This window comes from Streptomyces sp. NPDC048171 (assembly GCF_043202655.1).
Classification (GTDB): Bacteria; Actinomycetota; Actinomycetes; order Streptomycetales; family Streptomycetaceae; genus Streptomyces.
Genome location: NZ_JBIDAU010000009.1, coordinates 265962 through 290795, shown reverse-complemented (window position 1 = coordinate 290795; position 24834 = coordinate 265962). Strand labels below are relative to the sequence as shown.

General features: G+C 72.4%; 26 protein-coding genes. 10 read left to right on the top strand and 16 right to left on the bottom strand.

Features of this window, described 5'->3' with window-relative positions:
* Positions 1 to 3: 3 nt before the first annotated feature.
* The 5 genes from ACGF3J_RS26255 to ACGF3J_RS26235 form a co-directional block, all read right to left on the bottom strand.
* Positions 4 to 174, bottom strand: a complete 171-nt coding sequence (locus tag ACGF3J_RS26255; RefSeq protein ID WP_107291848.1) for a hypothetical protein — start codon at positions 172 to 174, stop codon at positions 4 to 6.
* A gap of 91 nt (positions 175 to 265) precedes the next feature.
* Positions 266 to 1216, bottom strand: coding sequence for a cytochrome c oxidase assembly protein (locus ACGF3J_RS26250; protein WP_161332464.1), 951 nt, complete (start codon positions 1214 to 1216; stop codon positions 266 to 268).
* A gap of 162 nt (positions 1217 to 1378) precedes the next feature.
* Complete coding sequence (locus ACGF3J_RS26245) at positions 1379 to 2404, bottom strand: 6-phosphofructokinase (protein ID WP_161332463.1); 1026 nt, start codon at positions 2402 to 2404, stop codon at positions 1379 to 1381.
* Between the two features lie 192 nt (positions 2405 to 2596).
* Positions 2597 to 3325, bottom strand: a complete 729-nt coding sequence (locus ACGF3J_RS26240) for a type 1 glutamine amidotransferase (protein WP_122620892.1) — start codon at positions 3323 to 3325, stop codon at positions 2597 to 2599.
* 23 nt (positions 3326 to 3348) lie between these two features.
* Positions 3349 to 4587: a MurT ligase domain-containing protein gene (locus tag ACGF3J_RS26235; RefSeq protein WP_122620891.1), complete on the bottom strand. Its 1239-nt coding sequence runs from the start codon at positions 4585 to 4587 to the stop codon at positions 3349 to 3351.
* A 169-nt stretch (positions 4588 to 4756) separates the two neighbouring features.
* On the opposite strand from ACGF3J_RS26235, the gene def reads away from it, so the two are divergent.
* Positions 4757 to 5296: a peptide deformylase gene (gene def / locus ACGF3J_RS26230; RefSeq protein WP_393854942.1), complete on the top strand. Its 540-nt coding sequence runs from the start codon at positions 4757 to 4759 to the stop codon at positions 5294 to 5296.
* Positions 5297 to 5333: 37 nt separating this feature from the next.
* Here the strand turns inward: def and ACGF3J_RS26225 are convergent, their stop codons facing one another.
* On the bottom strand, positions 5334 to 5990 hold the full coding sequence (locus ACGF3J_RS26225) for a TetR family transcriptional regulator (protein ID WP_125490837.1): 657 nt from the start codon (positions 5988 to 5990) through the stop codon (positions 5334 to 5336).
* 169 nt (positions 5991 to 6159) lie between these two features.
* Here ACGF3J_RS26225 and ACGF3J_RS26220 point away from each other — a divergent pair, with 169 nt between their 5' ends.
* Positions 6160 to 7386 carry an acyl-CoA dehydrogenase family protein gene (locus tag ACGF3J_RS26220; protein WP_122620888.1) on the top strand — a complete coding sequence of 409 codons (1227 nt, stop codon included), beginning with the start codon at positions 6160 to 6162 and terminating at the stop codon, positions 7384 to 7386.
* Positions 7387 to 7451: 65 nt separating this feature from the next.
* Here ACGF3J_RS26220 and ACGF3J_RS26215 read toward each other — a convergent pair whose 3' ends face one another.
* From ACGF3J_RS26215 to ACGF3J_RS26195, 5 genes are all read right to left on the bottom strand, one after another.
* Positions 7452 to 7688, bottom strand: coding sequence for a DUF6213 family protein (locus ACGF3J_RS26215; protein WP_161332461.1), 237 nt, complete (start codon positions 7686 to 7688; stop codon positions 7452 to 7454).
* 25 nt (positions 7689 to 7713) lie between these two features.
* The gene (locus ACGF3J_RS26210; protein WP_161332460.1) at positions 7714 to 9099 is read right to left on the bottom strand and encodes an NADP-dependent succinic semialdehyde dehydrogenase; all 1386 of its coding nucleotides are present in this window, start codon (positions 9097 to 9099) and stop codon (positions 7714 to 7716) included.
* Positions 9100 to 9208: 109 nt separating this feature from the next.
* Positions 9209 to 9670, bottom strand: coding sequence for an NUDIX domain-containing protein (locus ACGF3J_RS26205; RefSeq protein ID WP_161332459.1), 462 nt, complete (start codon positions 9668 to 9670; stop codon positions 9209 to 9211).
* Complete coding sequence (locus ACGF3J_RS26200; protein WP_393854941.1) at positions 9667 to 11205, bottom strand: ATP-dependent DNA ligase; 1539 nt, start codon at positions 11203 to 11205, stop codon at positions 9667 to 9669. The genes ACGF3J_RS26205 and ACGF3J_RS26200 overlap by 4 nt, the downstream gene beginning before the upstream one ends.
* A gap of 319 nt (positions 11206 to 11524) precedes the next feature.
* Positions 11525 to 12502 carry an NAD(P)/FAD-dependent oxidoreductase gene (locus tag ACGF3J_RS26195; protein WP_161332083.1) on the bottom strand — a complete coding sequence of 326 codons (978 nt, stop codon included), beginning with the start codon at positions 12500 to 12502 and terminating at the stop codon, positions 11525 to 11527.
* Between the two features lie 77 nt (positions 12503 to 12579).
* Between ACGF3J_RS26195 and ACGF3J_RS26190 the strand changes: the two genes are divergently transcribed.
* From ACGF3J_RS26190 to ACGF3J_RS26165, 6 genes are all read left to right on the top strand, one after another.
* Positions 12580 to 13155 carry a helix-turn-helix domain-containing protein gene (locus ACGF3J_RS26190; RefSeq protein WP_125490831.1) on the top strand — a complete coding sequence of 192 codons (576 nt, stop codon included), beginning with the start codon at positions 12580 to 12582 and terminating at the stop codon, positions 13153 to 13155.
* 148 nt (positions 13156 to 13303) lie between these two features.
* Positions 13304 to 14284 carry an NADPH:quinone oxidoreductase family protein gene (locus ACGF3J_RS26185; protein WP_393854940.1) on the top strand — a complete coding sequence of 327 codons (981 nt, stop codon included), beginning with the start codon at positions 13304 to 13306 and terminating at the stop codon, positions 14282 to 14284.
* Positions 14281 to 15462, top strand: coding sequence for an acyl-CoA dehydrogenase family protein (locus ACGF3J_RS26180; protein ID WP_161331265.1), 1182 nt, complete (start codon positions 14281 to 14283; stop codon positions 15460 to 15462). The genes ACGF3J_RS26185 and ACGF3J_RS26180 overlap by 4 nt, the downstream gene beginning before the upstream one ends.
* Positions 15459 to 16547, top strand: a complete 1089-nt coding sequence (locus ACGF3J_RS26175) for an acyl-CoA dehydrogenase family protein (protein WP_161331266.1) — start codon at positions 15459 to 15461, stop codon at positions 16545 to 16547. The genes ACGF3J_RS26180 and ACGF3J_RS26175 overlap by 4 nt, the downstream gene beginning before the upstream one ends.
* A 188-nt stretch (positions 16548 to 16735) precedes the next feature.
* Positions 16736 to 17599 carry a phosphatidylinositol-specific phospholipase C/glycerophosphodiester phosphodiesterase family protein gene (locus ACGF3J_RS26170; protein ID WP_161326461.1) on the top strand — a complete coding sequence of 288 codons (864 nt, stop codon included), beginning with the start codon at positions 16736 to 16738 and terminating at the stop codon, positions 17597 to 17599.
* Between the two features lie 116 nt (positions 17600 to 17715).
* Positions 17716 to 17910, top strand: coding sequence for a hypothetical protein (locus tag ACGF3J_RS26165; RefSeq protein ID WP_122620880.1), 195 nt, complete (start codon positions 17716 to 17718; stop codon positions 17908 to 17910).
* Between the two features lie 32 nt (positions 17911 to 17942).
* Here ACGF3J_RS26165 and ACGF3J_RS26160 read toward each other — a convergent pair whose 3' ends face one another.
* Complete coding sequence (locus ACGF3J_RS26160) at positions 17943 to 18311, bottom strand: DUF779 domain-containing protein (RefSeq protein ID WP_161326460.1); 369 nt, start codon at positions 18309 to 18311, stop codon at positions 17943 to 17945.
* Between the two features lie 109 nt (positions 18312 to 18420).
* Here ACGF3J_RS26160 and ACGF3J_RS26155 point away from each other — a divergent pair, with 109 nt between their 5' ends.
* A complete protein-coding gene (locus tag ACGF3J_RS26155) occupies positions 18421 to 18894 on the top strand; it encodes a MarR family transcriptional regulator (protein WP_161326459.1) in 474 nt (157 codons plus the stop codon).
* 129 nt (positions 18895 to 19023) lie between these two features.
* Positions 19024 to 20616 carry an MFS transporter gene (locus tag ACGF3J_RS26150; protein ID WP_161326458.1) on the top strand — a complete coding sequence of 531 codons (1593 nt, stop codon included), beginning with the start codon at positions 19024 to 19026 and terminating at the stop codon, positions 20614 to 20616.
* Positions 20617 to 20666: 50 nt separating this feature from the next.
* Here the strand turns inward: ACGF3J_RS26150 and ACGF3J_RS26145 are convergent, their stop codons facing one another.
* From ACGF3J_RS26145 to ACGF3J_RS26130, 4 genes are all read right to left on the bottom strand, one after another.
* Positions 20667 to 21056 carry a luciferase family protein gene (locus ACGF3J_RS26145; RefSeq protein WP_161326457.1) on the bottom strand — a complete coding sequence of 130 codons (390 nt, stop codon included), beginning with the start codon at positions 21054 to 21056 and terminating at the stop codon, positions 20667 to 20669.
* A 114-nt stretch (positions 21057 to 21170) separates the two neighbouring features.
* Positions 21171 to 22262: a lytic polysaccharide monooxygenase gene (locus ACGF3J_RS26140; RefSeq protein WP_161326456.1), complete on the bottom strand. Its 1092-nt coding sequence runs from the start codon at positions 22260 to 22262 to the stop codon at positions 21171 to 21173.
* A gap of 155 nt (positions 22263 to 22417) precedes the next feature.
* Positions 22418 to 23566 (bottom strand): cellulose binding domain-containing protein, encoded by a 1149-nt coding sequence (locus tag ACGF3J_RS26135; RefSeq protein ID WP_161326455.1) that lies wholly within the window; start codon positions 23564 to 23566, stop codon positions 22418 to 22420.
* Between the two features lie 215 nt (positions 23567 to 23781).
* Complete coding sequence (locus tag ACGF3J_RS26130; protein WP_161326454.1) at positions 23782 to 24807, bottom strand: LacI family DNA-binding transcriptional regulator; 1026 nt, start codon at positions 24805 to 24807, stop codon at positions 23782 to 23784.
* Positions 24808 to 24834: the final 27 nt, after the last annotated feature.

Here is a 24834-nt window from a genome sequence, read left to right as displayed (position 1 = left end):
CGCTCAGGCGCTGCGGGTGGCCACCATCCCCAGGGTGATGAGTCCCAGCACGACCCAGCCGAACCACAGCCAGCCGTTGCTTCCGAGCGCCACCGTGTAGGCCGTCACCGCGACGAGGCCGCCGATGGTGAGCGCCCCCATGGTCTTCGTCGAACTGTCCGTGGAACCGGGCATCGCAACACCCTCCTCGTGGTCCGTTGCCTTCCATGGTGCCCCGGTTCTGCCCGGACAGGGCACAGAAGGCCGGATACGGACCGGATCCGTGTCAGCCGCCGCGTGCGTTCAGCGAGGCCAGGTAGGCGTTGTAGGCCGCCAGCTCCTTGTCGCCGTCCCGTTCGGCGGCCCGGTCGGTACGGCGGGCCTGGCGCTGCTCGGAGGCGTACCACTGGAAGACCAGGGCGAGCAGGACCAGCACGGACGGGACCTCGCTGAAGGCCCAGGCGATGCCGCCCGCCGCGTTCTGGTCGGAGAGCGCGTCGATGCCGAGCGACGCGGGCGGGTTCTCGAACGTCTTCACCATCGGCGACGATCCCATCATCAGCGCGATGCCGAAGAACGCGTGGAACGGCATGCCCGCGAACAGCTCCAGCATCCGCATCAGGTAGCCGGGCCGGTGCGGGCCCGGATCCACGCCCATGATCGGCCAGAAGAACACCAGCCCGACGGCGAGGAAGTGCACCATCATCGCGATGTGCCCGGCCCGGGAGCCCATCAGGAAGTCGAAGGCAGGCGTGAAGTACAGGGCGTACAGGCTGGCGATGAACAGCGGGATGGTGAACGCGGCGTGCGTGACGATCCGCATGTAGCGGCTGTGCAGCAGCATCAGCAGCAGCTCGCGGGGACCCTTGCTGCCGCGGGCCGCCGGCGGCAGCGCGCGCAGGGCCAGCGTGATCGGGGCGCCGAGCAGGATCAGGATCGGCGAGACCATACTGATGATCATGTGCTGCACCATGTGCACGCTGAACATGACCATGCCGTAGTCGTTGAGCTTGGTGCACATCATGAGCACGATGCTCAGCACGCCGATGACGAAGGCCACGGTCCGGCCGACCGGCCACTTGTCACCGCGCCGCACCAGCCGTGCCACACCCCAGCCGTACAGCGCCAGTCCCAGCAGGCAGGCGATCAGGAAGAACGGGTCCGCCGACCAGGCGAGCCCTCGCCCCAGCGTGAACGGCGGCAGATCCATCGTCATGCCGTGCCCGCTGTGATCCATCCGCCGGCTCCTGATTCGTGGGGGTTGAACGCAGTCTGTCCGAAGCAAGACTAGAACCGCCCCCGGCACCATCACTCACCGGGGGCGGCAAGCGCCCCTCAGGGGCGCGGGGAACTGCGCGAGCAACCACCAATCACCCGCAGTCGGCGAACTGCACCAACCTCAGAGAACGCATTCCGCCTCCGCGTACCGCGCATCCGGCACCGTCTTCAACGCCTCGACCGCGTCAGCGAGAGGCACCATCGCGATGTCCGTCCCGCGCAGGGCCGTCATCATCCCGAACTCCCCACGATGCACGGCCTCCACCGCATGCCACCCGAACCGCGTCGCCAGCACCCGGTCGTACGCCGTCGGCGTACCTCCGCGCTGGACGTGTCCGAGGATCACGGGCCGGGCCTCCTTGCCGAGCCGCTCCTCCAGCTCGATGGAGAGCTGGCGGGCGATCCCGGCGAAGCGCTCGTGCCCGTAGACGTCCTTGCCGCCCTCGTCGAAGTCCATGGTGCCCGCCTTCGGCTTGGCACCCTCCGCGGCCACCACGATCGCGAACCGCTTGCCCGCCGAGAAACGCTCGCCGACCTTCGCGGTCAACTCGTCGATGTCGAAGGGCCGCTCCGGGACGACCACGGCGTGGGCGCCGGCCGCCATGCCCGAGTGCAGCGCGATCCAGCCGGTGTGACGGCCCATGACCTCCACGATCAGCACCCGCTGGTGGGACTCCGCGGTGGTCTTCAGCCGGTCCAGGGCCTCGGTCGCCACGGTCACGGCGGTGTCGAAGCCGAACGTCACATCGGTGACCGCTATGTCGTTGTCGATGGTCTTGGGCACGCCGACGATGGGCAGGCCGTTGTCCGACAGCAGGCGGGCCGCCTTCAGGGTGCCCTCGCCGCCGATCGGGATGATCGCGTCCAGGCCGAGTTCCTCGACGTGGCCGCGGGCGCGCTCCACGCCGTCCCGCAGGTGCTCGGGGCGGACCCGGGAGGAGCCGAGGATGGTGCCGCCGCGGGCCAGGATGCCGCCCACCGCGTCGAGGTCGAGCTTCAGGTAGTCGCACTCCAGGAGGCCCTTCCAGCCGTCCCGGAAGCCGATGACCTCGTCGCCGTGGTCGACGACGGCGCGGTGCACGACGGACCGGATGACGGCGTTCAGGCCGGGGCAGTCGCCGCCGGACGTGAGGACACCAATGCGCATAGCCCGAAATACCTTCTCAAACGTGGCACGGGTCCGGACCGCGCTGTCCGGCTCGATCCCCGCCACCCTAGCGGCATCGGGGGCCGGGACCGAACCACGCGTCCGCCTACTGGACCTCTCCGCTCACCTGTGAGGATGACCCATCAGACGGGCCCGCCGAGGAGGATCAGACAGGCTGCTGCGCGGCTGTGTCTACGCAGGCTGCTGCGCGGCCGCGATGCGTTCGTTGCGGAGCGCCTCGTACCAGCGGTCGTCCGTCGGGGGCAGCGCGTTCACGTCGAGGGCCAGCTTGAGCAGCAGGTCCGCGATCTGCGGGTTGCGCGCCAGCACCGGGCCGTGCATGTACGTACCGAAGACCGTGTCGTTGTACGCGCCCTCGGTGCCGTCGCCCGTGCCGTTGCCGTTGCCGAAGCGGACCTGGGAGAGCGGGCGCGCGGTGGGGCCCAGGTGGGTGACGCCCTGGTGGTTCTCGAAACCGGTCAGGGGCGGCAGCCCGAGGCGGGGGTCGATGTCGGCGAGGACGTCGCCGACGCACCGGGCGCCCTCGCCGCGCGTCGAGACCACGTCGAGCAGCCCGAGGCCCGGCTCCCGCTGGCCCAGGTCGTTGATGAACTCGTGGCCCAGGATCTGGTAGCCCGCGCAGACGGAGAACACGATCGCGCCGTTCTCCACGGCCCGGTGCAGGCCGCCGTCGCGGCGCAGCCGCTCGGCGGCGAGCCGCTGCGGACGGTCCTCGCCGCCGCCGATCAGGTAGATGTCCCCGGAGGTCGGGATCTGCTGGTCGCTGCGGACGTCGAGCCGGGCCACGTCGAGGCCGCGCTGGCGCGCACGGCGCTCCACCACGAGGGCGTTGCCCTGGTCGCCGTACGTGCTGAGCAGGTCCGGGTAGATCCAGACGATCCGCAGTTGGTTGTCGCTCACGAAAGTCCCCTGAAGTCTCGCGGTCAGTTGCCGACGCGGCGGCGCAGGTCCTGGAAGGCGGTGTAGTTGGCGATGACCTCGATCCGGCCGGGCGGGCACATCTGCACCGCCTGGTCGAGGTCCTCGCAGACCTGGAACTGCTGGTTGGCGACCTCCAGGCGCACCGCGAGGTCCAGCTTGCGGTCGCCGATCACGCAGATCGGGTGGCCGGTCAGCCGGGTGTAGTCCACGTCCCACAGCCAGGAGGTGTCGGTGCCGTCGGCCCCGCGCGCGTTCACCGAGAGGATCACCGGCGTGGGCGGCGGGTCGATCAGGGAGAAGGTCTCCAGCCAGCCCGCCGGGTTCTTGGCGAGCAGCAGACGCAGGTCGCGGCCCTGGAACTGCACCACGTCGTAGCGTCCGGCGACCGCCTGCACCTGGTACATGCGCTCCAGGGCGACCTGCGGCGGCACGCCGAAGACGGCGGCGACGGCGGCCGAGGAGGCGGCGTTGGCCTTGTTGGCGCGGCCCGGCAGCTGGAGGTGGATCGGCCAGGCGGAGCCGTGCGGGTCGAGGACGTGGTCGCCGGAGAGCGCCCAGCTCGGCGTGGGGCGGCGGAAGCCGCACTCCCCGCAGAACCAGTCGTCGCCGGGACGCTGCATCACGCCGCCGCACGCCGGGCAGGACCAGGCGTCGTCCTTCCACATCTGGCCGGCGGCGACCCAGATCACGTTGGGCGAGGAGGACGCCGCCCACACCACCAGCGGGTCGTCGGCGTTGGCGACGACCACGGCCTTCGAGCCGGTCAGGCCCTCGCGCCAGTTCTCGGCGAGCATGCGGGTCTCCGCGGCGCGGTCGAGCTGGTCGCGGGAGAGGTTGAGCAGTGCGATGCACTTCGGCTCGGTGGCCTGGGCGACGCCGACGAGGTACTTCTCGTCGACCTCGATGACGCCGTAGCGGGCGTCCGAGCCGGCCGCGAGGGCCGAGGTGATGCCGGCCGGCATGTTGGCGCCGAGCGCGTTGGACACGACCGGTCCGGCCGCGCGCAGCGCCTCGGCGATCAGCCGGGTGGTGGTGGTCTTGCCGTTGGTCGCCGAGACCAGGGTCACGTCCAGGTGCTGGGCGAGCCGGGCGAGGAGGTCCGGATCGAGTCTCAGCGCGACCTTGCCGCCGATCACCGAACCACTGCCGCGCCCCGCGGCGCGCGAAGCCGCCGCGACCGCCTTGCCCGCGGTCACGGCGATCTTGGCCCGGGGCGAGAGCGGGTCCGAGTTGCCTGCCATCAGTTCTCGATCCTCCTTGCGTACGCGCCGCGCCTGAAGCCTGACGGCCACGTGGTGTGGACCTCAGCCTATCGAGATCCGTTCGCACTCCCGAATCGCGGCACCGGCCACGGGGCTCCGGCGGTGGGCGCGACCCGCCGGGGGACACAGGGACCTTACTCTTGCCGCCATGCGACACGGCTCCATCCCGGGCGCCCACGGGCGCGTCCGTCCCCTCGGCCTCCTCGGCGATCCCGTCCTGCACGCCCCGTGCGAGGAGGTGACGGACTTCGGTCCGGAACTCGCGGGGCTCGTGGAGGACTTGTTCGCGACCATGTACGCCGCCCACGGCGTGGGCCTGGCCGCGAACCAGATCGGTACGGGGCTGCGCGTCTTCGTCTACGACTGCCCGGACGACGAGGACGAGCGCCACCTCGGCCACCTGGTGAACCCGCGGCTCGTCGAGACCGGCGGGGTGGTGGTGCGCGGGCCGGAGGGCTGTCTGTCGCTGCCGGGTCTGGAGGCCGGGACCGAGCGGCACGACGAGGCCGTCGTGACGGGATTCACGGTGACCGGGGAGCCCGTCACCGTGCGCGGCACCGGGTTCTTCGCCCGGTGCCTCCAGCACGAGTGCGATCACCTGGAGGGGCGGGTGTACTCCGAGCGGCTGTCGGGATGGCGGCACCGGCGGCTGGCGCGGCAGGTGGCGCGCGCCACCTGGCACCGCTGAGCGCGCGGGGACCGGGGGAGTGCGGGCCAGGGGGAGGTCAGAAGCCGGGGCCGCCCGCCTTGTCCCCGGCGGCCGCCAGCCTGCCCCACAGCAGGTCGGCCAGGGTGCTCACCAACTCCGCCCGGGAGCAGGGGCGTTCGCCCAGCCACCAGTCGCCCGCGGCGTGCATCATGCCGACGATGCCATGGCCCCACACCCGTGCCAACTGCTGGGTGCCGGGGCCGACGTCGAGGCGTTCCTCGATGACCTGGGCCAGTTCCTCGCCCATCCGGCGCAGCAGCGGGGCCGAGTGCTTGCCGACGTCGAAACCCTGGTCGCCCTGGTCGGCCGGGGTGGCGATGCCCTCCGCCGGATGCATCAGGAAGCGGTACACCTGCGGGCGTGCCTCGATGGCCGCCAGATAGGTGTCCAGGGTGGCCTCGACGCGTTGCCGCCGCTCCGCCGGGGCGTCCAGGGCGGCCCGCAGCGAGGCGAGGAGGGCGTCGGTGTGCCGGACGGCGAGGGCGGCGTACAGGCCGCCCTTGTCGCCGAAGTGGCGGTAGAGGATCGGCTTAGTGATGCCGGCCTCGGCGGCGATGGCGTTCATCGAGGCCTGTGGACCGTCGCGCAGCACCACCCGGTCGGCGGCCTCGAGCAGCTCGCGCCGTCTGCGGTCGGCGGACCGCTGCTGGTCGGTCCGCTGTGTGGTGTCCATGTGCTCTCCCCACCCGTGCTGTTTCGGTGACGCCGTCGCAAACTAACACCCACGGGGCGTCCGGCATCGAACGGGAGGGCGACGGGGCCTCGGGAGTTGACTTTTCCTACCGACCGGTAACAGACTCGGGTTACCGCAAGTAACACGCACGTGGGTCACTGGAGGGGACATGGCCGAGTTCACCATGGAGCTGAGCGACGAACAGAAGGAGGTCCGGGACTGGCTGCACGGCTTCGCGGCCGACGTCATCCGCCCCGCGGCCGCCGAATGGGACGAGCGTGAGGAGACTCCCTGGCCGGTCATCCAGGAGGCCGCCAAGGTCGGCATCTACTCCCTCGACTTCTACGCCCAGCAGTACTTCGACTCCACCGGCCTCGGCATCCCCATGGCGATGGAGGAGCTGTTCTGGGGCGACGCCGGTATCGCCCTGTCCATCGTCGGGACCGGTCTCGCCGCCGTCGGTGTCCTCGCCAACGGCACCGAGGAGCAGATCGGCACCTGGATCCCCCAGATGTACGGCGACGTGAACGACGTGAAGGTCGCCGCCTTCTGCTCCTCCGAGCCGGACGCCGGCTCCGACGTGGCCTCCATGCGCACGCGTGCCGTGTACGACGAGGCCAAGGACGAGTGGGTGCTCAACGGCACCAAGACCTGGGCGACCAACGGCGGCATCGCCAACGTCCACGTGGTCGTCGCGGTCGTGGACCCGGAGCTGGGCTCCAAGGGGCACGCCTCCTTCATCGTCCCGCCCGCCACCCCGGGGCTGTCCCAGGGCCAGAAGTTCAAGAAGCACGGCATCCGCGCCTCGCACACGGCCGAGGTCGTCCTGGAGAACGTCCGCGTCCCCGGGTCCTGCCTGCTCGGCGGCAAGGAGAAGCTGGACGCGCGCCTGGCCCGGGCCCGGGAGAAGGCCAAGAAGGGCGGCGAGCGCGTCAAGAACGCGGCGATGGCCACCTTCGAGGCCTCGCGCCCGGCCGTCGGCGCCATGGCGGTGGGCACCGCCCGCGCCGCGTACGAGGAGGCGCTGGAGTACGCCCGGACCCGTGAGCAGTTCGGGCGGCCGATCATCGACAACCAGGGCGTCGCCTTCCAGCTCGCCGACATGCGCACGTCCATCGACGCGGCCCGGCTGCTCGTGTGGCGGGCCTCCTGGATGGCGATCAACGGCAAGCCGTTCACGGCGGCCGAGGGGTCCATGTCCAAGCTGTTCGCGAGCGAGACGGCGAAGAAGGTGACCGCGCAGGCGGTCCAGATCCTCGGCGGCAACGGGTACACGCGGGAGTACCCCGTGGAGCGGATGCACCGGGACGCCGCGATCTACACCATCTTCGAGGGGACGAGCGAGATCCAGCGGCTCGTCATCGCGCGGACGCTGGCCGGGGTGCCGATCCGGTAGCGCCCGCGGGGCGGGCCGGACCCGGCGATCTCTCGCCGGGTCGGTCCGTCCCGGGCGGGCCGGCGTCAGGAGGAAGGGCCGCTGCTGTGGGCGATGCACGCCACGTCGATCCGGTCGGCCAGCTTGGCCAGCTCGATGGTGAGCGCCGCCACCGTGTCCTCGTCCAGACTCACCTCGCCCGCCTCCACCAGCCGCACCCACCGCCCGCCCACCGTGCGCAGCAGCTTGCTCACGTCGGACGCGGCGACCTGCAGGGTGCCGCGGTCGTCGACGATCAGAGGCAGGGTCACTTCGCGGTTCACAAAGGGGATCGTAGTCGCGGAAGGCTCACGCTCCGTGCCATACGGTGGTGATGTTGCAGAACTCCCGGATTCCGTGCCCGGACAGCTCACGCCCGTAGCCCGACCGCTTGACCCCGCCGAACGGGAACGCCGGATGGGACGCGGTCATCCCGTTGACGTACACGCCGCCCGCCTCCAGATCCCGTACGAAGCGGTCCACGTCGGCGTCGTCGCGGGTCCAGACGTTGGAACTGAGCCCGAAGTCCGAGTCGTTGGCGATCAGCACCGCCTCGTCCAGGTCCGCCACCCGGTACAGCGTGGCGACGGGGCCGAAGGCCTCCTCGCGGTGGATGCGCATCTCGCGCGTCACGTCGGCCAGCACGGTCGGCGGGTAGTACCAGCCCGGGCCCTCCGGGCGTTCGCCACCGCACAGCACCGTCGCACCGGACCGCTTCGCGTCGTCGACCAGCTCCATCACGTCGTTCAGGCCCTGCTCGCTGGAGAGCGGCCCGACCTCGGTTTCCTCGTCCATCGGGTCGCCGACCGTCAGCGCCCTCATGCCCGCGGTGAAGCGCTCCACGAACGCGTCGTACACGTCCGTGTGCACGATGAACCGCTTGGCGGCGATGCAGGACTGCCCGGCGTTCTGCGTGCGCGCGGTGACGGCGACCTCGGCGGCCCGGTCCACGTCGGCGGACGGCATGACGACGAACGGGTCGCTGCCGCCCAGCTCCAGCACCGTCTTCTTGATCATTTCCCCGGACGTGGCGGCGACGGCGCGGCCGGCCGGCTCGCTGCCGGTGAGGGTGGCGGCCCGCACCCGCTCGTCGCGCAGGATGCCGTCGACGGCCGCGGAGCCGATCAGCAGGGTCTGGAAGCAGCCCTCGGGGAAGCCCGCCCGGTGGAACAGGTCCTCCAGGTACAGGGCGGTCTGCGGCACGTTCGAGGCGTGCTTGAGCAGCCCCACGTTGCCCGCCATCAGCGCGGGCGCCGCGAACCGGATCACCTGCCAGAGCGGGAAGTTCCACGGCATCACCGCGAGCACCGGGCCCAGCGGCCGGTAGCGGACCAGGGCCCGGGAGGCGCCGGAGTCCTTCACGTCGGACTCCGCGGGCTCCTCGTCGGCGAGCAGCCCGGCCGCGTGGTCGGCGTACCAGCGCATCGCCTTGGCACACTTGGCGGCCTCCGCGCGGGCCTGCTTGACCGGCTTGCCCATCTCGGTCGTGATGACCTTGCCGATCTCCTCCTGGTCCCCTTCCAGGAGATCGGCCGCCCGGTGCATGAGCCGGGCGCGCTCGTCGAGCGCCGTCGTCCGGTACGTGCGGAAGGTGGCCTCCGCGAGTTGGATCCGCCGCTCGATCTCCTCGTCGCCCATGGCCTCGTACGTCCTGAGCGTCTCGCCGTTCGCCGGATTCACCGTCGCGATGGGCATGACCGACCTCCCTGGGTGGTGGCTCGTGCTTCGACCCTGGCGCGTGGCGCGGGGCGCCGCAACGCGGACGGGTCCGGTGCGGGCTCTTTTCGCACCGCGTCGCCTCTTGTCAGTGCGAGTGCTCAGCCAGCCGGTCGAGAAACGCGGCCTGTGCCGTCACGATCACCTCGCGCGCCCGCTCCACCGGGAACCAGGCGACCCGGTCCAGCTCGGGGAAGTCCTGGATCCGGCCCGACCGCGGCGGCCACTCCATACGGAAGGTGCCGGGTACGACCGTCGCCGGGTCGAGGTCGGCCTCGACGGCCCAGACCGTGACGACCTTCCCGCCGGCCTGCCGCACCTCTCCCAGCGGGACGGCCTCCCCGTCGGGCGGCGGCAGCCCCAGCTCCTCCTGGAACTCCCGCCGGGCCGCGTCCCAGGCCGGTTCGGCGGAGTCGTACTCGCCCTTGGGGACCGTCCACGCGCCGGCCTCGCGGCGGGCGTAGAACGGGCCGCCCATGTGCCCGAGGAGCACCTGGAGTTCCGCACCGGGGCCGCGGCGGTGCAGCAGCAGGCCCGCGCTGCGCCTCACGGGGCGACGCCCGGGTGGGCGGCGAGCAGGGTGTCCACGGTGTCCGCGTCCTCGGGGCGCTTGTCCTCGCGGTAGCGGACCACGCGGGCGAAGCGGAGGGTGACGCCGGCCGGGTAGCGGGTGGAGCGCTGGAGGCCGTCGTAGGCGATCTCGACGACGAGTTCGGGTCGTACGGTCACGCCCCAGGGGTGTTCCTCGACGGCCAGCTGCCCGAGGCGCTCGGTCTGCCAGGCCAGCAGCGCGTCCGTCATGCCCTTGAAGGTCTTGCCGAGCATCGCGAAGGAGCCGTCGGCCGTGCGGGCGCCCAGGTGGAGGTTGGACAGCTTGCCGGTGCGGCGGCCGTGGCCCCATTCGGCGGCCAGCACGACCAGGTCGAGCGTGTGCACGGGCTTGACCTTCAGCCAGGACGCGCCGCGGCGGCCCGCGCTGTAGCCGGCGTCGAGCCCCTTGACGACGACGCCCTCGTGGCCGCGCCGCAGCGTCTCGGCGAGGAACTCCTCGGCGGCCGGCGCGTCCTCGGGCCCGCCCACCAGCGTGCGCCGCACCCGCGCGGGCTCGGGGACCAGCCGGGCCAGCGCGGCGTGCCGCTCGGTCAGCGGCAGGTCGAGCAGGTCGTGGCCGTCGACGGACAGCGCGTCGAAGAACACCACGGAGACGGGGACCGCCCGCGACGCCGTCGCCACGTCCGTGCGGGAGCCGACCCGTCCGGCGGTCTCCTGGAACGACCGGGGACGGCCGCTCCCGTCCAGGGAGATCACCTCGCCGTCCAGGATGAACCGCTCGCCGGGCAGTGCGAGGGCCGCCCGGGTGACCTCGGGGAGCCGGTCGGTGATGTCGTCCAGGGTGCGGGTGTAGAGACGGACGGTGCCGTCGTCGCGGTGCACCTGGACGCGGATGCCGTCCAGTTTCTCCTCGACCGCGCAGGCGCCCAGCTTGCCGACCGCCTCGGCGACCGAGGAGGCGCTGTGCGCCAGCATCGGCAGCACGGGCCGGCCGACGGTGAGCCGGAACCCCTCCAGGGCGCCGGGCCCGTCCGCGAGCAGCGCCTCGGCCACCGTCTGCAGGGAGCCCGCGAGCATCACCGCCCGGCGTACGTCCGCCGGGGGCGCGTCCGTCGCCGCGGCCAGGCCCTCGACCGCGGCCGCGTCCAGGGCACCCTGCCGGACCTCGCCGGTCAGCAGCCCGATCAGGAAGCGCTGCTCGTCCTCGGTGGCCGCGCCCATCAGCTCGCCGACCAGCCGCGCCCGCTCGGCCTGCGAACCGGTGCCGGTCACCGAGGCGAGGTGGGTGAGCCGGGCGTCCACGTCGCGCACGGTGAGCGACGGCTCGGCGGCCGGCGTCACCTCGCGGCCCAGCACCTTCCAGCCGACGCCGATCCTGCCCTGCGGGAGGCGTCCCGCCAGGTAGGGGATGACGACCGGCACGTCCGCCGCCTCCGCCTCCCGGAACAACTCCGCGAGCAGGACGGTCTTCCGGGACCGCGCCGACGTCTCGGCGACCTCCCGGGACACCTGGGCCAACCGGGCAAGCAGCATGCAGTCATGGTGCACCGGAGAGGGCGGGGGCACACCTGGCGGGCGGGGTGGGGCTGCCGGGCGGGGATCCCGGGCGACCCCTGCCCGTCGGACGGCGCCCGGTCCGCGGGTGACTCCTGCCCGCGGAGCGGCGCGCGCCGCCCACGGGTCCCGGCGTCGGCAACGGCTGCGCCGGGGACGGCCGTCGTCCCTGGTCGCGAGGGACCGCGGGCGGGGGAGGCCGTGTTCGTAGGCGTGTGCCCTTTCCTCGCCCCGGGTGGGCCGACGGGGCCGGGACCCATCGCGGTCGGCGCCCCCGGAGTCCCCCTCGTACGCTCCCTCACTCCGCCAGGGCCGCGTCCAGGTTCGACATGATCAGGTCGCCCGCGATCGCCGCCGCCGCGCGGTAGCCGCCGCTGGCCGCGTGGACGACCTGCTCGCCGAAGCCCATCGCGTTGCCGGCCGTCCACACGCCCGGGACGGAGGTGCGACCCGTCGGGTCGACCACCGGGTACGCGCCGAATGGGGTCTCCTGGAGGTCCGCGCCCAGCCGCTCCATCAGGCCGGTCTGCGGCACCGCCCGCGGGGCGACGAACACGACCGAGCGGTCGTGGGCCGAGCCGTCCGCCAGCCGGACCCCGGTGAGCCGGTCGTCCTCGACCCGCAGGCCGGCGACCTCGCCGGGGACCACCTTGACCCCGGCCGCGGCGAGACGGCGCAGGTCGTCGTCGGTCAGCTCGTCCTCGGCGACGGTGTGCAGGAACAGCGTCACGTCGTCCGACCAGCCGGACACCATCAGCGCCTGGTGCACGCTGAGCGGGCTGGTGGCGAGCACGCCGAAGCGTCCGTCGCGCACCTCCCAGCCGTGGCAGAACGGGCAGTGCAGCACGTCCCGGCCGAACCTCTCGGCGACCCCCGGAACGGCCGGCAGCTCGTCCCTGAGCCCGGTGGTGACGATCAGCCGGCGGGCCCGCACGGTGTCGCCGCCGGCCAGCCGCACGGCGAAGTCCCCGTTCCGGGACACGTCGACCGCCCGGTCGCGGACCAGCTCCACGCCGTAGCGCGCGATCTCCTCCCGGCCGAGCGCCAGGAACTCGGCGGGCGGCATGCCGTCCCGCGTCAGATAGCCCTGCATGTGGGCCGAGGGCGTGTTGCGGGGCTCTCCGGCGTCGACGACCAGCGTGCGCAGCCGTGACCGGCCCAGCACGAGCGCGGCGGACAGCCCGGCGGCCCCTCCGCCCACGACGACCACGTCGTAGGTCCCGGTCGGGTCCTCGCTCTGGACAGGGGTCTGGGTTGGGGTGACGTTCTGGGTCATGGTGACCACCTCCACCCAGAAGGTCGCCCCATCACCCCGGTATTGACAAATCATGTTGCCGAATCTGCAATATTCACATGACTGCAGACGACGTCCTCGCCGGTGTCGGCCCCCGGCTCCGCCAGGTCCGCAAGGAGCGCGAGGTGACCCTGGCGGCCCTGTCCGAGACCACCGGCATCTCCGTCAGCACCCTGTCGCGGCTGGAGTCGGGCCTGCGCAAGCCGAGCCTCGAACTGCTGCTGCCGATCGCCCAGGCCCACCAGGTGCCACTGGACGAACTCGTCGGCGCCCCGCCGGTGGGCGACCCCCGCGTGCGGTCCGAGCCGATCGTCCGCCACGGCCGCACGCACTGGCCGCTCACCCGCCAGCCGGGCGGGCTCCAGGCGTTCAAGGTGCTGGAGCCCGCGCGCAAGGAGGAACCGGACCCGCGCACCCACGAGGGGTACGAGTGGCTCTACGTCCTCTCGGGGCGGCTCCGGCTCGTGCTCGGGGACCACGACGTGGTGCTGTCGGCGGGGGAGGCCGCCGAGTTCGACACCCGGGTGCCGCACTGGTTCGGGTCGACGGGGGAGGGGCCCGCCGAGTTCCTCAGCCTCTTCGGCCCGCAGGGCGAGCGGATGCACGTACGGGCACGGCCCGCCGCCCGCACGTGAGGGCTTGCCCGGCGCGTGGGCCGTGGTGCGTGACGTACGGGTGTGCCCGGACATGACGTACGGACGCGCCCGGGCTGTTCCCCGATCGGCAAGCGACCGCTTAGTATGCGAGTGACCGGTCGGACGACGCAGTCGGTGGAGGCCCCGCATGCAGGCATGGCAGGTGCACGAGAACGGCGAGCCGGGCGAGGTGATGCGCCTCGAGGACGTGGCCCCGCCCACGCCCGGCGACGGCCAGGTCCTGCTGAGGGTCCGCGCCGCCAACATCAACTTCCCGGACGCCCTGCTCTGCCGGGGCCAGTACCAGATCAGGCCGCCGCTGCCCTTCACGCCGGGCGTGGAGATCTGCGGCGAGACCGAGGACGGGCGCCGCGTCATCGCCAATCCCGCGCTGCCCCACGGCGGCTTCGCCGAGTACGCCCTCGCGGACGCCCGGGCCCTGCTGCCCGCGCCGGACGCGCTGGACGACGCCGAGGCCGCGGCCCTGCACATCGGCTACCAGACCGGCTGGTTCGGCCTGCACCGCCGGGCCCGGCTAGAGGCCGGCGAGACCCTGCTGGTGCATGCCGCCGCCGGAGGGGTCGGCAGCGCCGCCGTACAGCTCGGCAAGGCCGCCGGCGCCACCGTCATCGGTGTCGTGGGCGGCCCGGAGAAGGCGGCCGTCGCCCGGGAACAGGGCTGCGACGTGGTCGTCGACCGGCACGCCGAGGACGTCGTCGCCGCCGTCAAGGAGGCCACCGGCGGCCGGGGCGCGGACGTGATCTACGACCCGGTGGGCGGCCAGGCCTACACCCAGTCCGCCAAGACCGTCGCCTTCGAGGGACGGATCGTCGTCGTCGGCTTCGCGAGCGGCACCATCCCCAGCCCCGCGCTCAACCACGCCCTGGTGAAGAACTACGCGATCCTCGGCCTGCACTGGGGCCTCTACAACACCAAGGACCCCAAGCTGGTCCAGCACTGCCACGAACAGCTCACCGGCCTGGCCGCGCGGGGCGCGATCAAGCCGCTGGTGAGCGAACGGGTCCCGCTCGGCGGGGCGGCGGACGCCGTGCAGCGCGTCGCCGACGGCAGGACGACCGGCCGGGTGGCCGTCGTACCCCAGACGCTGGAGAAGGGAGCCACCGCATGACCGACGCGACCGAACTGCGCACCCGCACCAAGGAGTTGCTGGCCGCACATCCACCGGCCACCACGGAACGCCTGGACTTCCTGAGGGCCCGCTTCGACGCCGGACTCGCCTGGGTGCACTACCCGCAGGGCCTCGGCGGACTCGGCGTCCCCCGCTCCCTCCAGGCCGTCGTGGACGCCGAGTTGGCGGCGGCGGGCGCTCCCGACAACGACCCCCGGCGGATCGGCATCGGCCTCGGCATGGCCGCCCCGACGATCCTCCAGTACGGCACCGAGGAGCAGAAGCGCCGGCTGCTGCGCCCGCTGTGGACCGGCGAGGAGGTGTGGTGCCAGCTGTTCAGCGAACCGGGCGCCGGGTCCGACCTCGCCGCGCTCGGCACCCGGGCCGTCCGCGAGGGCGACCACTGGGTCGTCGACGGGCAGAAGGTGTGGACCTCCAGCGCGCACCTGGCCCGCTGGGCCATCCTCATCGCCCGCACCGACCCGGACCTGCCCAAGCACCGGGGTATCACCTACTTCGTCTGCGACATGACCGACCCCGGCGTCGAGGTCCGGCCGCTGCGCCAGATCACCGGCGAGGCCGAGTTCAACGAGGTGTTCCTCACCGGCGTCCGCATCCCCGACTCCCGGCGCCTCGGCGATGTCGGCGACGGCTGGCGGGTCGCGCAGACCACACTGAACAACGAGCGCGTCGCCATCGGCGGTACCCCGATCCCCCGCGAGGGCGGCATGATCGGCAAGATCGCCGGCACCTGGCGCGAACGCCCGGACCTGCGCACCCACGATCTGCACCAGCGGCTGCTCGGCCTGTGGGTCGAGGCCGAGGTCGCCCGGCTCACCGGCGTACGGCTGCGCCAGCAGCTGGTGGCCGGCCAGCCCGGACCCGAGGGCGCCGGCATGAAGCTGAACTTCGCCCGGCTCAACCAGGAGATCAGCGGTCTGGAGGTCGAACTCCTCGGCGAGGAGGGCCTGCTGTACGACGACTGGACGATGCGCCGCCCCGAGCTGGTGGACTTCACCGGCCGCGACGCCGGGTACCGCTACCTGCGCTCCAAGGGCAACAGCATCGAGGGCGGGACCAGCGAGGTCCTGCTCAACATCGTCGCCGAACGCGTCCTGGGCCTGCCCGCCGAGCCGCGCACCGACAAGGACGTCGCATGGAAGGACCTCGCCCGATGAGCGCACAGCCGGAACCCGCTCTGCTCTACTCGGAGGAGGAAGAGGCGCTGCGCGCCGCCGTCCGGGACCTGCTCACCGATCACTGCGACCCGGCCGGCGTCATCACCCGCACCGAATCGGCCACCCCGCAGGACCTGTCGCTGTGGAAGGCGCTCGCCGACTCCATGGGCCTCGCCGGCCTGCTGATCCCGGAGGAACTGGGCGGTCAGGGCGCCACCCACCGGGAAACCGCCGTGGTGCTGGAGGAGTTGGGGCGCGCGGTCGCGCCGGTGCCCTACCTGACGAGCGCCGTCGTCGCCACCGAGGCGCTGCTGGCCTGCGCGGCCGACGACCTGCTCACCGAGCTGGCGTCCGCGACCTCCGTCGCCGCGCTCGCCGTCGGACTGCACGTCGCACCGGGCGGCCCCGTGCCTGACGTGCGGCTCGAAGCGGGCACCCTGCACGGTGAACTGACCGGCATCGCCGACGCGGCCGTGGCCGACATCCTTCTGGTGCCCGCGGACGACGGGGGACTGTACGCGGTCCGCGCCGCCGACGTGACCGTCACCCCGCAGACCTCACTGGACCTCACCCGGCCCCTCGCCCGAGTCACCCTCGAAGGCGCCCCCGGTCGCCGGCTCGGCGACTCCGGACCCGCCGTGCGGCGCGCCCTGCGGGCCGGTGCCGGGCTGCTCGCCTCCGAGCAGCTGGGCCTCGCCGACTGGCTGCTCACCGAGACCGTCGGCTACCTGAAGGAACGCAAGCAGTTCAACCGCCAGGTCGGCGGCTTCCAGGCGCTCAAGCACCGGCTCGCCGGGCTGTGGCTGGAGGTGGCCGGGCTGCGCGCCGCGGCCCGCAACGCGGCCGACGCCCTGGCCACCGGCGAGGACACCGACGTGGCCGTCGCCGTGGCCCAGGCGTACGCGGCACGGGTGGCCGTCCACGCCGCCGAGGAGGCGTTGCAACTGCACGGCGGTATCGGCATGACCTGGGAGCACCCGGTCCACCTGTACCTGAAGCGGGCCAAGGCCGACTCGATCGCCTACGGCGCGGCGGGCACCCACCGGGCGGCCCTGGCCGACCTGGTCGACCTGCGAGCCCCCTGACGGCTCTCCGTCCCGCCCGCGCGTGCCCGTCCCCTCCGGGGGGGGGCGGGCACGTTCCGTGCGACCGGCTCCGTCGAGGTGAACGACCAGGGTCGGTCCGGCCAACTCCCCGCACGGATCTGCTCCCTGAGGGCACCGGGACCGCATACTCACAGGCGTCCCGTACGGCACATCCAGGGAGGCAGAGCATGGCCCTCACCACCCGACGCAGAGCCCTCACCACCCTCGGCGCCGCCTTCGCCGGCGCGGTCGCCCTGCCCGCAGCCAACGCGCTGGCGAGCGAAGGCGGGCGCGGGCCGCGCCCGTTGTGGCGCGCGCACGCCCACAACGACTACGAGCACCCCCGCCCACTCCTCGACGCCCTCGACCACCGCTTCGGCAGCGTCGAAGCGGACATCTACCTGGTCGACGGCCAACTCCTCGTCGCCCACGACCCCGAGGACCTCGACCCGGCCCGCACCCTGGAATCCCTCTACCTCGCCCCCCTCGCCGCCCGGGTCCGCGCCAACCACGGCCGTGTCTACCGGCAGGAGAGCCGCGCCCTGCAACTCCTCGTCGACATCAAGACCGAGGGTGCGTCGACGTACCTCGAACTCGACCGGCAGCTGCGCCGCCACCGGCACCTGTTCACCACCTACACCCACGGACGGGTCCTGCCCGGCGCGGTCACCGCGGTGGTCTCCGGCGACCGGGCGGCCCGCGCCCCCATGGAGGCCCAGCGCACCCGCCGCGCCTTCTACGACGGCCGGCTCACCGACCTCGGCACCCCCGCACCCGCCTCCTTCGTCCCGCTGATCAGCGACAACTGGACGCTCAACTTCACCTGGCAGGGCGTGGGCGCCTTCCCACCCGCCGAGCGGCGCAGACTGCGGGGCATCGTCGGCGCGGCGCACGCCTGCGGGCAGCGGGTCCGGTTCTGGGCCACGCCCGACATCGCGGGCCCCGCGAGGGACGCCGTGTGGACCGAACTGGTCGCCGCCGGCGTCGACCACCTCAACACCGACGACCTCGCGGGCCTGGAGGCGTTCCTCGACGCCCACCGGGGCGCGTAGGGCTCCGGCGGGAACACCACTCGTTCGGAGGACAGGTCAGCCGCCCGGACGAACCCTCCGCTACGCCACACTTGCGGCCGAACGCCGCGAAGTGGACGTGGCGGAGGAGGTTGACCATGGCCGTTTCCATCTCTGTGGTGCTGTTGCTGTTCGTCCTCGCGGTGATCTTCCTGCGCAACGGCGGGCTGAAGATCTCGCACGCGCTGGTGTGCCTGCTGCTCGGCTTCTACCTGGCGAGCACGAGCATCGCCCCGACCATCAACAGCGGCCTGACCGCGACGGCGGACATCGTGAGCAGCCTCAGACCGTAGACCGCAGGCCGTAGACCGGGCCGCGGGCGGGCTCAGGCCTCGACGACTCGTGAGCGGATGAGGAAGCGCACCCCCTCGGGCGCCTCCAGGGAGAAGCCGCTGCCGCGGCCCGCGACGACGTCCACGGTCAGCCGGGTGTGGCTCCAGACCTCGTACTGGCTGCGTGACATCCAGAACTCCACCGGCTCCCCGACGCCGTCGACCACCAGTTCGCCGAGCAGGACGTCCGAACCGCCGGTGCGGAACTCGCCCGCGGGGTAGCACATGGGGGCGCTGCCGTCGCAGCAGCCGCCGGACTGGTGGAACATCAGCGGGCCGTGTGCCTCGCGGAGGCGCCGCAGCAGTACGGCGGCCTCTGCGGTCAGCTCGACGCGGGGGGTCTCCTCGTATGTGTCGCCCATGGGGCGCATCCCAGCACGGGGAAGGTTGCGAGTGCGTTGCGCGGCTGGTGCCGCGGGCTCGGGCTTTGGTCTTTTGACATACCTATATGGCTATACCTATTATCCGCGGGTGACCGACTCCAGCACCCCCCGCCGGGACATCGACCGCGTGGCCTCCGGGCTCGCGGCGTGCCTTCCCGCGCTGCACCGGGCGCTGGACCGGCAGGTCGCCGCCGCATACCCGCGCCCCAAGCCCCCGGAGGGCCAGCTCGCCCTGCTGCGCTTCGTCGCGCAGCGCGAGGGCGCCACGGTGCGCGAGGCCGCCGAGGCCCTGCTGATGAAGCCGAACAACGTCAGCGCCCTGGTCTCCCAGCTCACCGAGCGGGGAGATCTGGAGCGCCGGCAGGACAGCGCGGACAAGCGGGTCGCCCACCTCCACCTCACGGCCACGGCCCGTCACCGGGTGTCCGAGGTGCGGGAACTCGAGACCGCGTTCATCCGCCAGGCCCTGACCTCCCTCACCGAGGGGCAGCAGGGCGCGCTCGGCTCCGCCCTCGACGCGCTCGACGCGTTGGCGCGCCACCTCCACCCCACCACCCGCTGACCGGGCGGAACCCGCGCGTTCCCGCAGGCCGCAGGCGCACCGTCGTGCCCGCGGCCGCTCCGCCCTGCTCCCGCGGACCGCCACGTCCTGGCGCACCACCCTCACGAACCTGGAAGCGAAGGCCCGTTCATGCCCTCCACCTCCGTGGCCGACCCCACCGCGCCCGCGGCCGAAACCGCCCCGCCGGCGGCCGCCGGTCGAGGGTCCAACCCGTGGCTGACCCTGCTCGCCGTCGCGTTCGGACTCTTCATGGTCCAGCTCGACGGCTCCGTCGTCGCCATCGCCAACCCCGCGATCGGCAGCGACCTGCACGCGTCGACTGCCCAACTCCAGTGGGTCACCAACGCCTACCTGCTCGCCCTGGCCGCCACCCTCATCCTGGGCGGCAGACTCGGCGACCGGTTCGGGCGGCGCACCTACTACCTCGTGGGCGTCGCCGGCTTCACCCTCACCTCCGTCGCCATCGGCCTCGCCGGCTCGGTCGAGGGCGTGGTCGCCTTCCGCGCGCTCCAGGGCGCCTTCGGCGGACTGCTGATGCCCAACACCCTCGGCCTGCTCCGCTCCGTGTTCCCGCCGAGGAAGTTCGGCATGGCCGTGGGCATCTGGGCCATGGTCTCCGCGGTGGCGACCGCCCTCGGGCCCATCGTCGGCGGGCTCCTCGTGGAGCACGTCGACTGGGAGTCCGTCTTCTACATCAACGCCCCCATAGGCGTCGCCGCCATCGTCTTCGGCGTCCTCGTCCTCCCGGAGAGCCGCGGGGCCGCCGGCCGGGAACGCTTCGACCTCCCCGGTCTCGTCCTGCTCGCCCTCGGTCTGCTGGCCGTGGTCTTCGGTGTCGTCAAGGGCGAGACCTGGGGCTGGACCTCCGCCGGAACGCTGGGCGCCGTCCCCGCCGGACTGGTCCTGCTGCTCGTGTTCGGGCGGCACGAGACCCGGACCGCGCACCCGCTGCTGCCGATGAGCCTGTTCCGCAGCCGGGCACTGACGATCGGCGCGATCATCACCGCGCTGAACTTCTTCGTCATGCTCGGAGTGATCTTCTTCGTGATGCTGTACCTCCAGAACGTGCGCGGCTTCACGCCGGTCGAGGCGGGCGTGCGCACGCTCCCGCTCAGTCTCGCCTCGCTGGTCGCCTCACCGCTGGGCGCGGCCCTGACCCAGCGCTTCGGGCCGCGGCTGACCATGCCGGTGGGCATGCTGCTCCAGGCGGCATCCTGCTTCGGCATGCTCAGCTGGCAGACCGACTCCGCCTACGCCGCGATGTGGCCGCCGTTCATCGCGCTCGGCCTCGGCGTCGGCATGGTGATGTCGGCCTCCTCGGACGCCATCGTGGGCAACGCCCCCGTCCGGTACGCCGGTGTGGCCGGCGGCCTCCAGGCGACCACCCTGCAGATCGGCGGGGCGCTCGGTACGTCCGTCCTGGTCTCGCTGATCAGCGCCAGGGTCGGCGCCACGCTCACCGGGGAGCTGACCGGTGCGGGTGCGCCGGCCGCCGTGGCCCACGGGTTGCGGGAGGCCGAGGACGCCGTGGAGATGGGCGTGGCACCCGTCTCCGGCGACCTGCCGGCCGGCCTGCGGGCCGCCGTGGTGGAGGGCAGCGGGCAGGCGTTCATGAACGGCGTCCACCTGGCCGTGGCCGTGACCGGCGTCCTCTGCCTGTTGGGCGCGGTCCTCGCCGCGGCCGGTGTCCGGCGCGCCCCGGAGGGCCCGGCGGACCACTGACGTCGGGACACGGCGGTGTTCCCACGGCGGGCGCACCGCCGTCGGCGTCCTCAGACCTCCTCGGCCACCGTGCGGGGCAGCACCGTGACCCGGCGGAAGTTGCACCCCGAGGGCGGGTCGCCGGCCGGACGGGACTGATGGGCCTTGAGCGCGATGCTCACCAGGCTCAGCAACAGATCGACGTCGGCGTCGCAGTCCAGGTGCACGGTCACCCAGCGTGAGCCGGCGACCAGCCGGATGGCGCTCGATCCGCTGAAGTCGTACTGGAAGCGCTGGATGGCCCGGTGGGTGAGGTGGAGGTCCACGTCCCGGTCCGAATGGAAGTGGACGATCTCGTCGCGGACGGAGCACAGCGCCCGTCCGGTTCCACAACTGGCCGAACCCGCGGTGAGGTCGGGCCAGGCTTGCAGCCGCTCAAAGGCGTGCTGGGCCGGAGTCATGCCCCCATCGTCGCCCGATCACCGCTTCGCAACCAGAGGTTGAGCGATTCGTAACCGGTACGTGAGGTCGGCGGGGCCCGGGGCGGGGCCACCGCCGACCTCACTCGAAAGGGGTCAGGGTGCGACGCAGCCGATCGTCCCCGAGGGGAAGTCGTTGCCCGTGGACGTGGCCGTGAAGCCGAAGCTCACGCTGGAGTCCGGTGGGATGACGCGGTTGTGGTCCACGTTCCGGACCGTCACCGTGCCGTCGCCACCTCTGGACACCGAACCGTTCCACACCCCGCCCAGCGTGGTCCCGCTGCCCGGCCGCCACTGCACCGCCCAGCCGTTGAGCGGCTCGCTGCTGTGGTTCATCACCTCCACGGAGCCTTGGAAGCCACCGCTCCAGGAGTTCTCCACGCTGTACACCGCCATGCAGGAACCGGAGTGCGTGGGCGGAGTCGTCGGGGTCGGCGTGGGCGTCGGGTCCGGGCCGGGAGTGCTTCCCGAACCGCGGATACCGGTGACCTCGCCGTTGCCGCCGTCGAAGACGACGTCCGAGCAGGAGAAGAAGTTCTCCTGGCTGTCCGAACGCACCCACTGCATGAAGATCAGCGCGTCGCCCGAGCGGCCCGAGGGCAGCGCGAGATCCCAGAAGTAGTGGCCGCCGTCGGTACCCGGCGAGCCCTGCTGCGGCGGATCGGTCACCGTCTCGATCAGCTCCAGGTCGTCCCAGCCCAGCTCGGACGTGGGCGACCAGCCCGGCTTGGTCAGATAGACCCGGAAGTCACCCGGGTGGGCCGCCCAGTTGCTGTACTGCACCTTGATCGTCTTGCCGGACGTCAGATGCGTCCGGGGCCAGTCCGCGCGGGCCGCGTTGTAGGCGGAGAAGTCGTACGGGGAACGGTCCCCGGCGCTGCACAGGGTGCCGTCCGGCACGTAACCCGCGCCGCGTCCGCCCGCGTTGGAGTCGAGTACGGCGAACCAGTTGTACAGCGGCGTCCCGCCGCTCTCGTCGAGGGCTGCCCGGCAGGCCGGGTTCGTCGGGTCGAGGGCGCCTGTGCCGGTCTTGGCGTCCAGTTGGCAGAGGTAGGTGCGGGAGCCGGGCATCATCGCCACGCCGTGCGCCTCGGCGCGCCCCTGCCCGAGCAGGAGGGTCACGCCGAGCGCGCTGAGCAGGGTGGCCAGCACCGCCGCGAGGGAGAGGAGTCTGCTGCGTCGAGCCATGGGGTCTCCTGATTCCACCGGGTTTCATGATCGGTTCATGACAATCGAGGTCGGTTCATGGCAATCAAGCAAGCGGGGGCGGGGGAGAGGAGGCGGGACGGTGGAGCCCCCGCCCGTCCGGGGGCGGGGTTTCGACCGGACGGGCGGGGGAGTGCTTACGCCGTGGTGCAGGCGGCGTCGTTCAGGCGGAAGCCGTCCGGCTCCGCGAACGTCCCGCCGTGCGCCCCCTGGAAGCCGAACGACAGGCTGCCGCCGGGAGCGATCCGGGCGTTGTGTGCCACGCCGGTGGCCGTGACCGTCCCCGAGGACGGGGTGACCGAGGCGTTCCAGGCGTTGGTGATCCGCTGACCGGAGGGCAGGGTGAAGGCGAGCCGCCAGCCGTCCACGGGCGCCGTTCCGGTGTTGGTGACGGTGACGTCCGCGGTGAAGCCGTTCTGCCAGACGTTCGTGCCGTACGACACCTCGCACGCCGTCCCGCCCGGCTCGCCGGGGTCGGGGTCCGGACCGGGGCCGGTGCCGGTCTGCACAGTGGAGGAGAAGGAGTTCACGGCCAGGCCCGCGCCGTTCTGCCAGGGCTCGAAGCCCGCCTGAACGCTCGTCAGGTACCAGTCGTCCTCGGCCAGACCGCGCGCGACGGTCGCCCGGACGAAGTCCATGACGTCGAAGCTCCAGCTGCTGATCGCCGACGGAGCCACGAAGGACAGCACGTCGTTGGAGCCGTTGCCGCCGCTCCACACCTCCCAGGTCCGGCCACCCACGGTGGCCGTGCCGACCGGGGAACCGATGGGCTGGATCGGGCCCACCCGGTTGAACCAGATCATGATCTCGGTCCGGTTGACGCCGTCGGTCCGGGGTGTCGGGTCCAGCCATATGTCGTAGGAGGCGTTGTAGACGGCGTCGCCCACGAAGCCGTACGAGATGCTGGACGGCGCGCTGGACACGGTGTTCAGCCGGGCGGGCAGGCTGGTGCCCGGCGAACAGGTGGTGTAGTGGCAGCCGTTGAAGACCGACGGATACGACTTCGGTGCCCCGTTGGTCGGCACCGCGCCGTCGGCCTGGGTGACCCGGAAGCCGCTGTCGGTCGCGGTGACGCACTGGGTGGCGCTGGAGCCCCAGCGGTTGTTCTGGACGACGTACCGTCCCTGGATCGTCGTCGTTCCGAAGGGTTCGCAGATCGTGGTGTCCGCCCGGGCCGGCGGGGCCGCGGTCACCAAGGCCGCGACGGCCGCGAAGCTCGCGAGCGTCGCGATCAGGGCCGACAAGAGGCCGCGTAAGGCGCGGACTTGGAGCGGTGGCGTTCGCATGGGGGGCCTCTCCGGGAGAGTGCGGGGGGAGGGCCGGAGCGGGAGCGCTCCCAACTCCCCACTGATGGGAGCGCTCCCAACTACCGGTTGACTGGGGACTGTAGGAGTCGTTCATGTTCCTGACAAGACTGTGCGCAACGGAGCCGTCGCACGAATCTCGAAGCCCCAGGTGAGAGCCGAGCCCTCACCGGGAGCGCTCCCGGCGACGGCCTCGGTCAGGCGGAGTCCCGGAGTACCAGCTCGGTACGGAGGATGACGTGCCGCCAGGCGACGGGCGACTCCTCCATCTCCTCCAGCAGCAGCCGCACCATGGTCCGGCCGATCTCCTCCAGCGGCTGTCGGACGGTCGTCAGCGGCGGGTCAGTGGGCCGGGCCGGCTGGAAGTCGTCGAAGCCGATCACCGCCACGTCCTGGGGCACCCGCCGGCCCGCGGCGCGCAGCGCGCCGAGTGCCCCGGCGGCCAGGGTGTCCGAGGCGGCGAAGACCGCGTCCAGCTCCGGGTGACGGCCGATCAGGCCGGTCATCGCCCGGCGCCCGCTCTCCTCCGTGAAGTCGGCGCCCTCGACGACCAGTGAGGGGTCCGGCGTCACCCCGGCCAGCTCCAGAGCCTCCCGGTATCCGCGCAGCCGGCACTGGGCGACGTACATGTCCAGCGGCCCGCTGATGGCCCCGATCGCCCTCCGGCCCCCGTCCAGCAGATACGTGACCGCGCCGCGCGCACCCCCGGCGTTGTCGGCGTCGACGTAGGTGACGCTCTCGTCGCCGGAACGCCGCCCGAGCATCACGGTGGGCAGCCCCGCCTTGGCCAGCATGTCCGGCAGCGGGTCCGCGGCGTGCACGGACATCAGCAGCACACCGTCGACCCGCCCGCCTCGCGCGTACTCCACGAACCGCCGGCGCTCGGTGTCCGTACGGACCAGCGTGAGCAGCAGCTGCACCGGTGTGTCGGTCAGGGCGTCGCCGACGGCATGCACGATCTCGGTGAAGAACGGCTCCCCGAACAGCCGCCAGTCCGTCTCCGTCATCACCAGCGCGACGGCGTCCGCACGGTGCCCCGCCAGCGAACGCGCCGCGAGGTTCGGGACGTACCCCAGCTCCGCGATGGCCCGCTGCACGGCGCGGCGCGTCGAGTCCCGCACGCCGGCCGCGTTGTTGATGACCCTTGAGACGGTGCCCCGCCCCACGCCGGCGAGGGCGGCCACCTCCTCCAGCGTCGGCGTACCGGGACGCTGTCTGCCCATGTCCGCCCGCCTTCCCCCACGAGATCA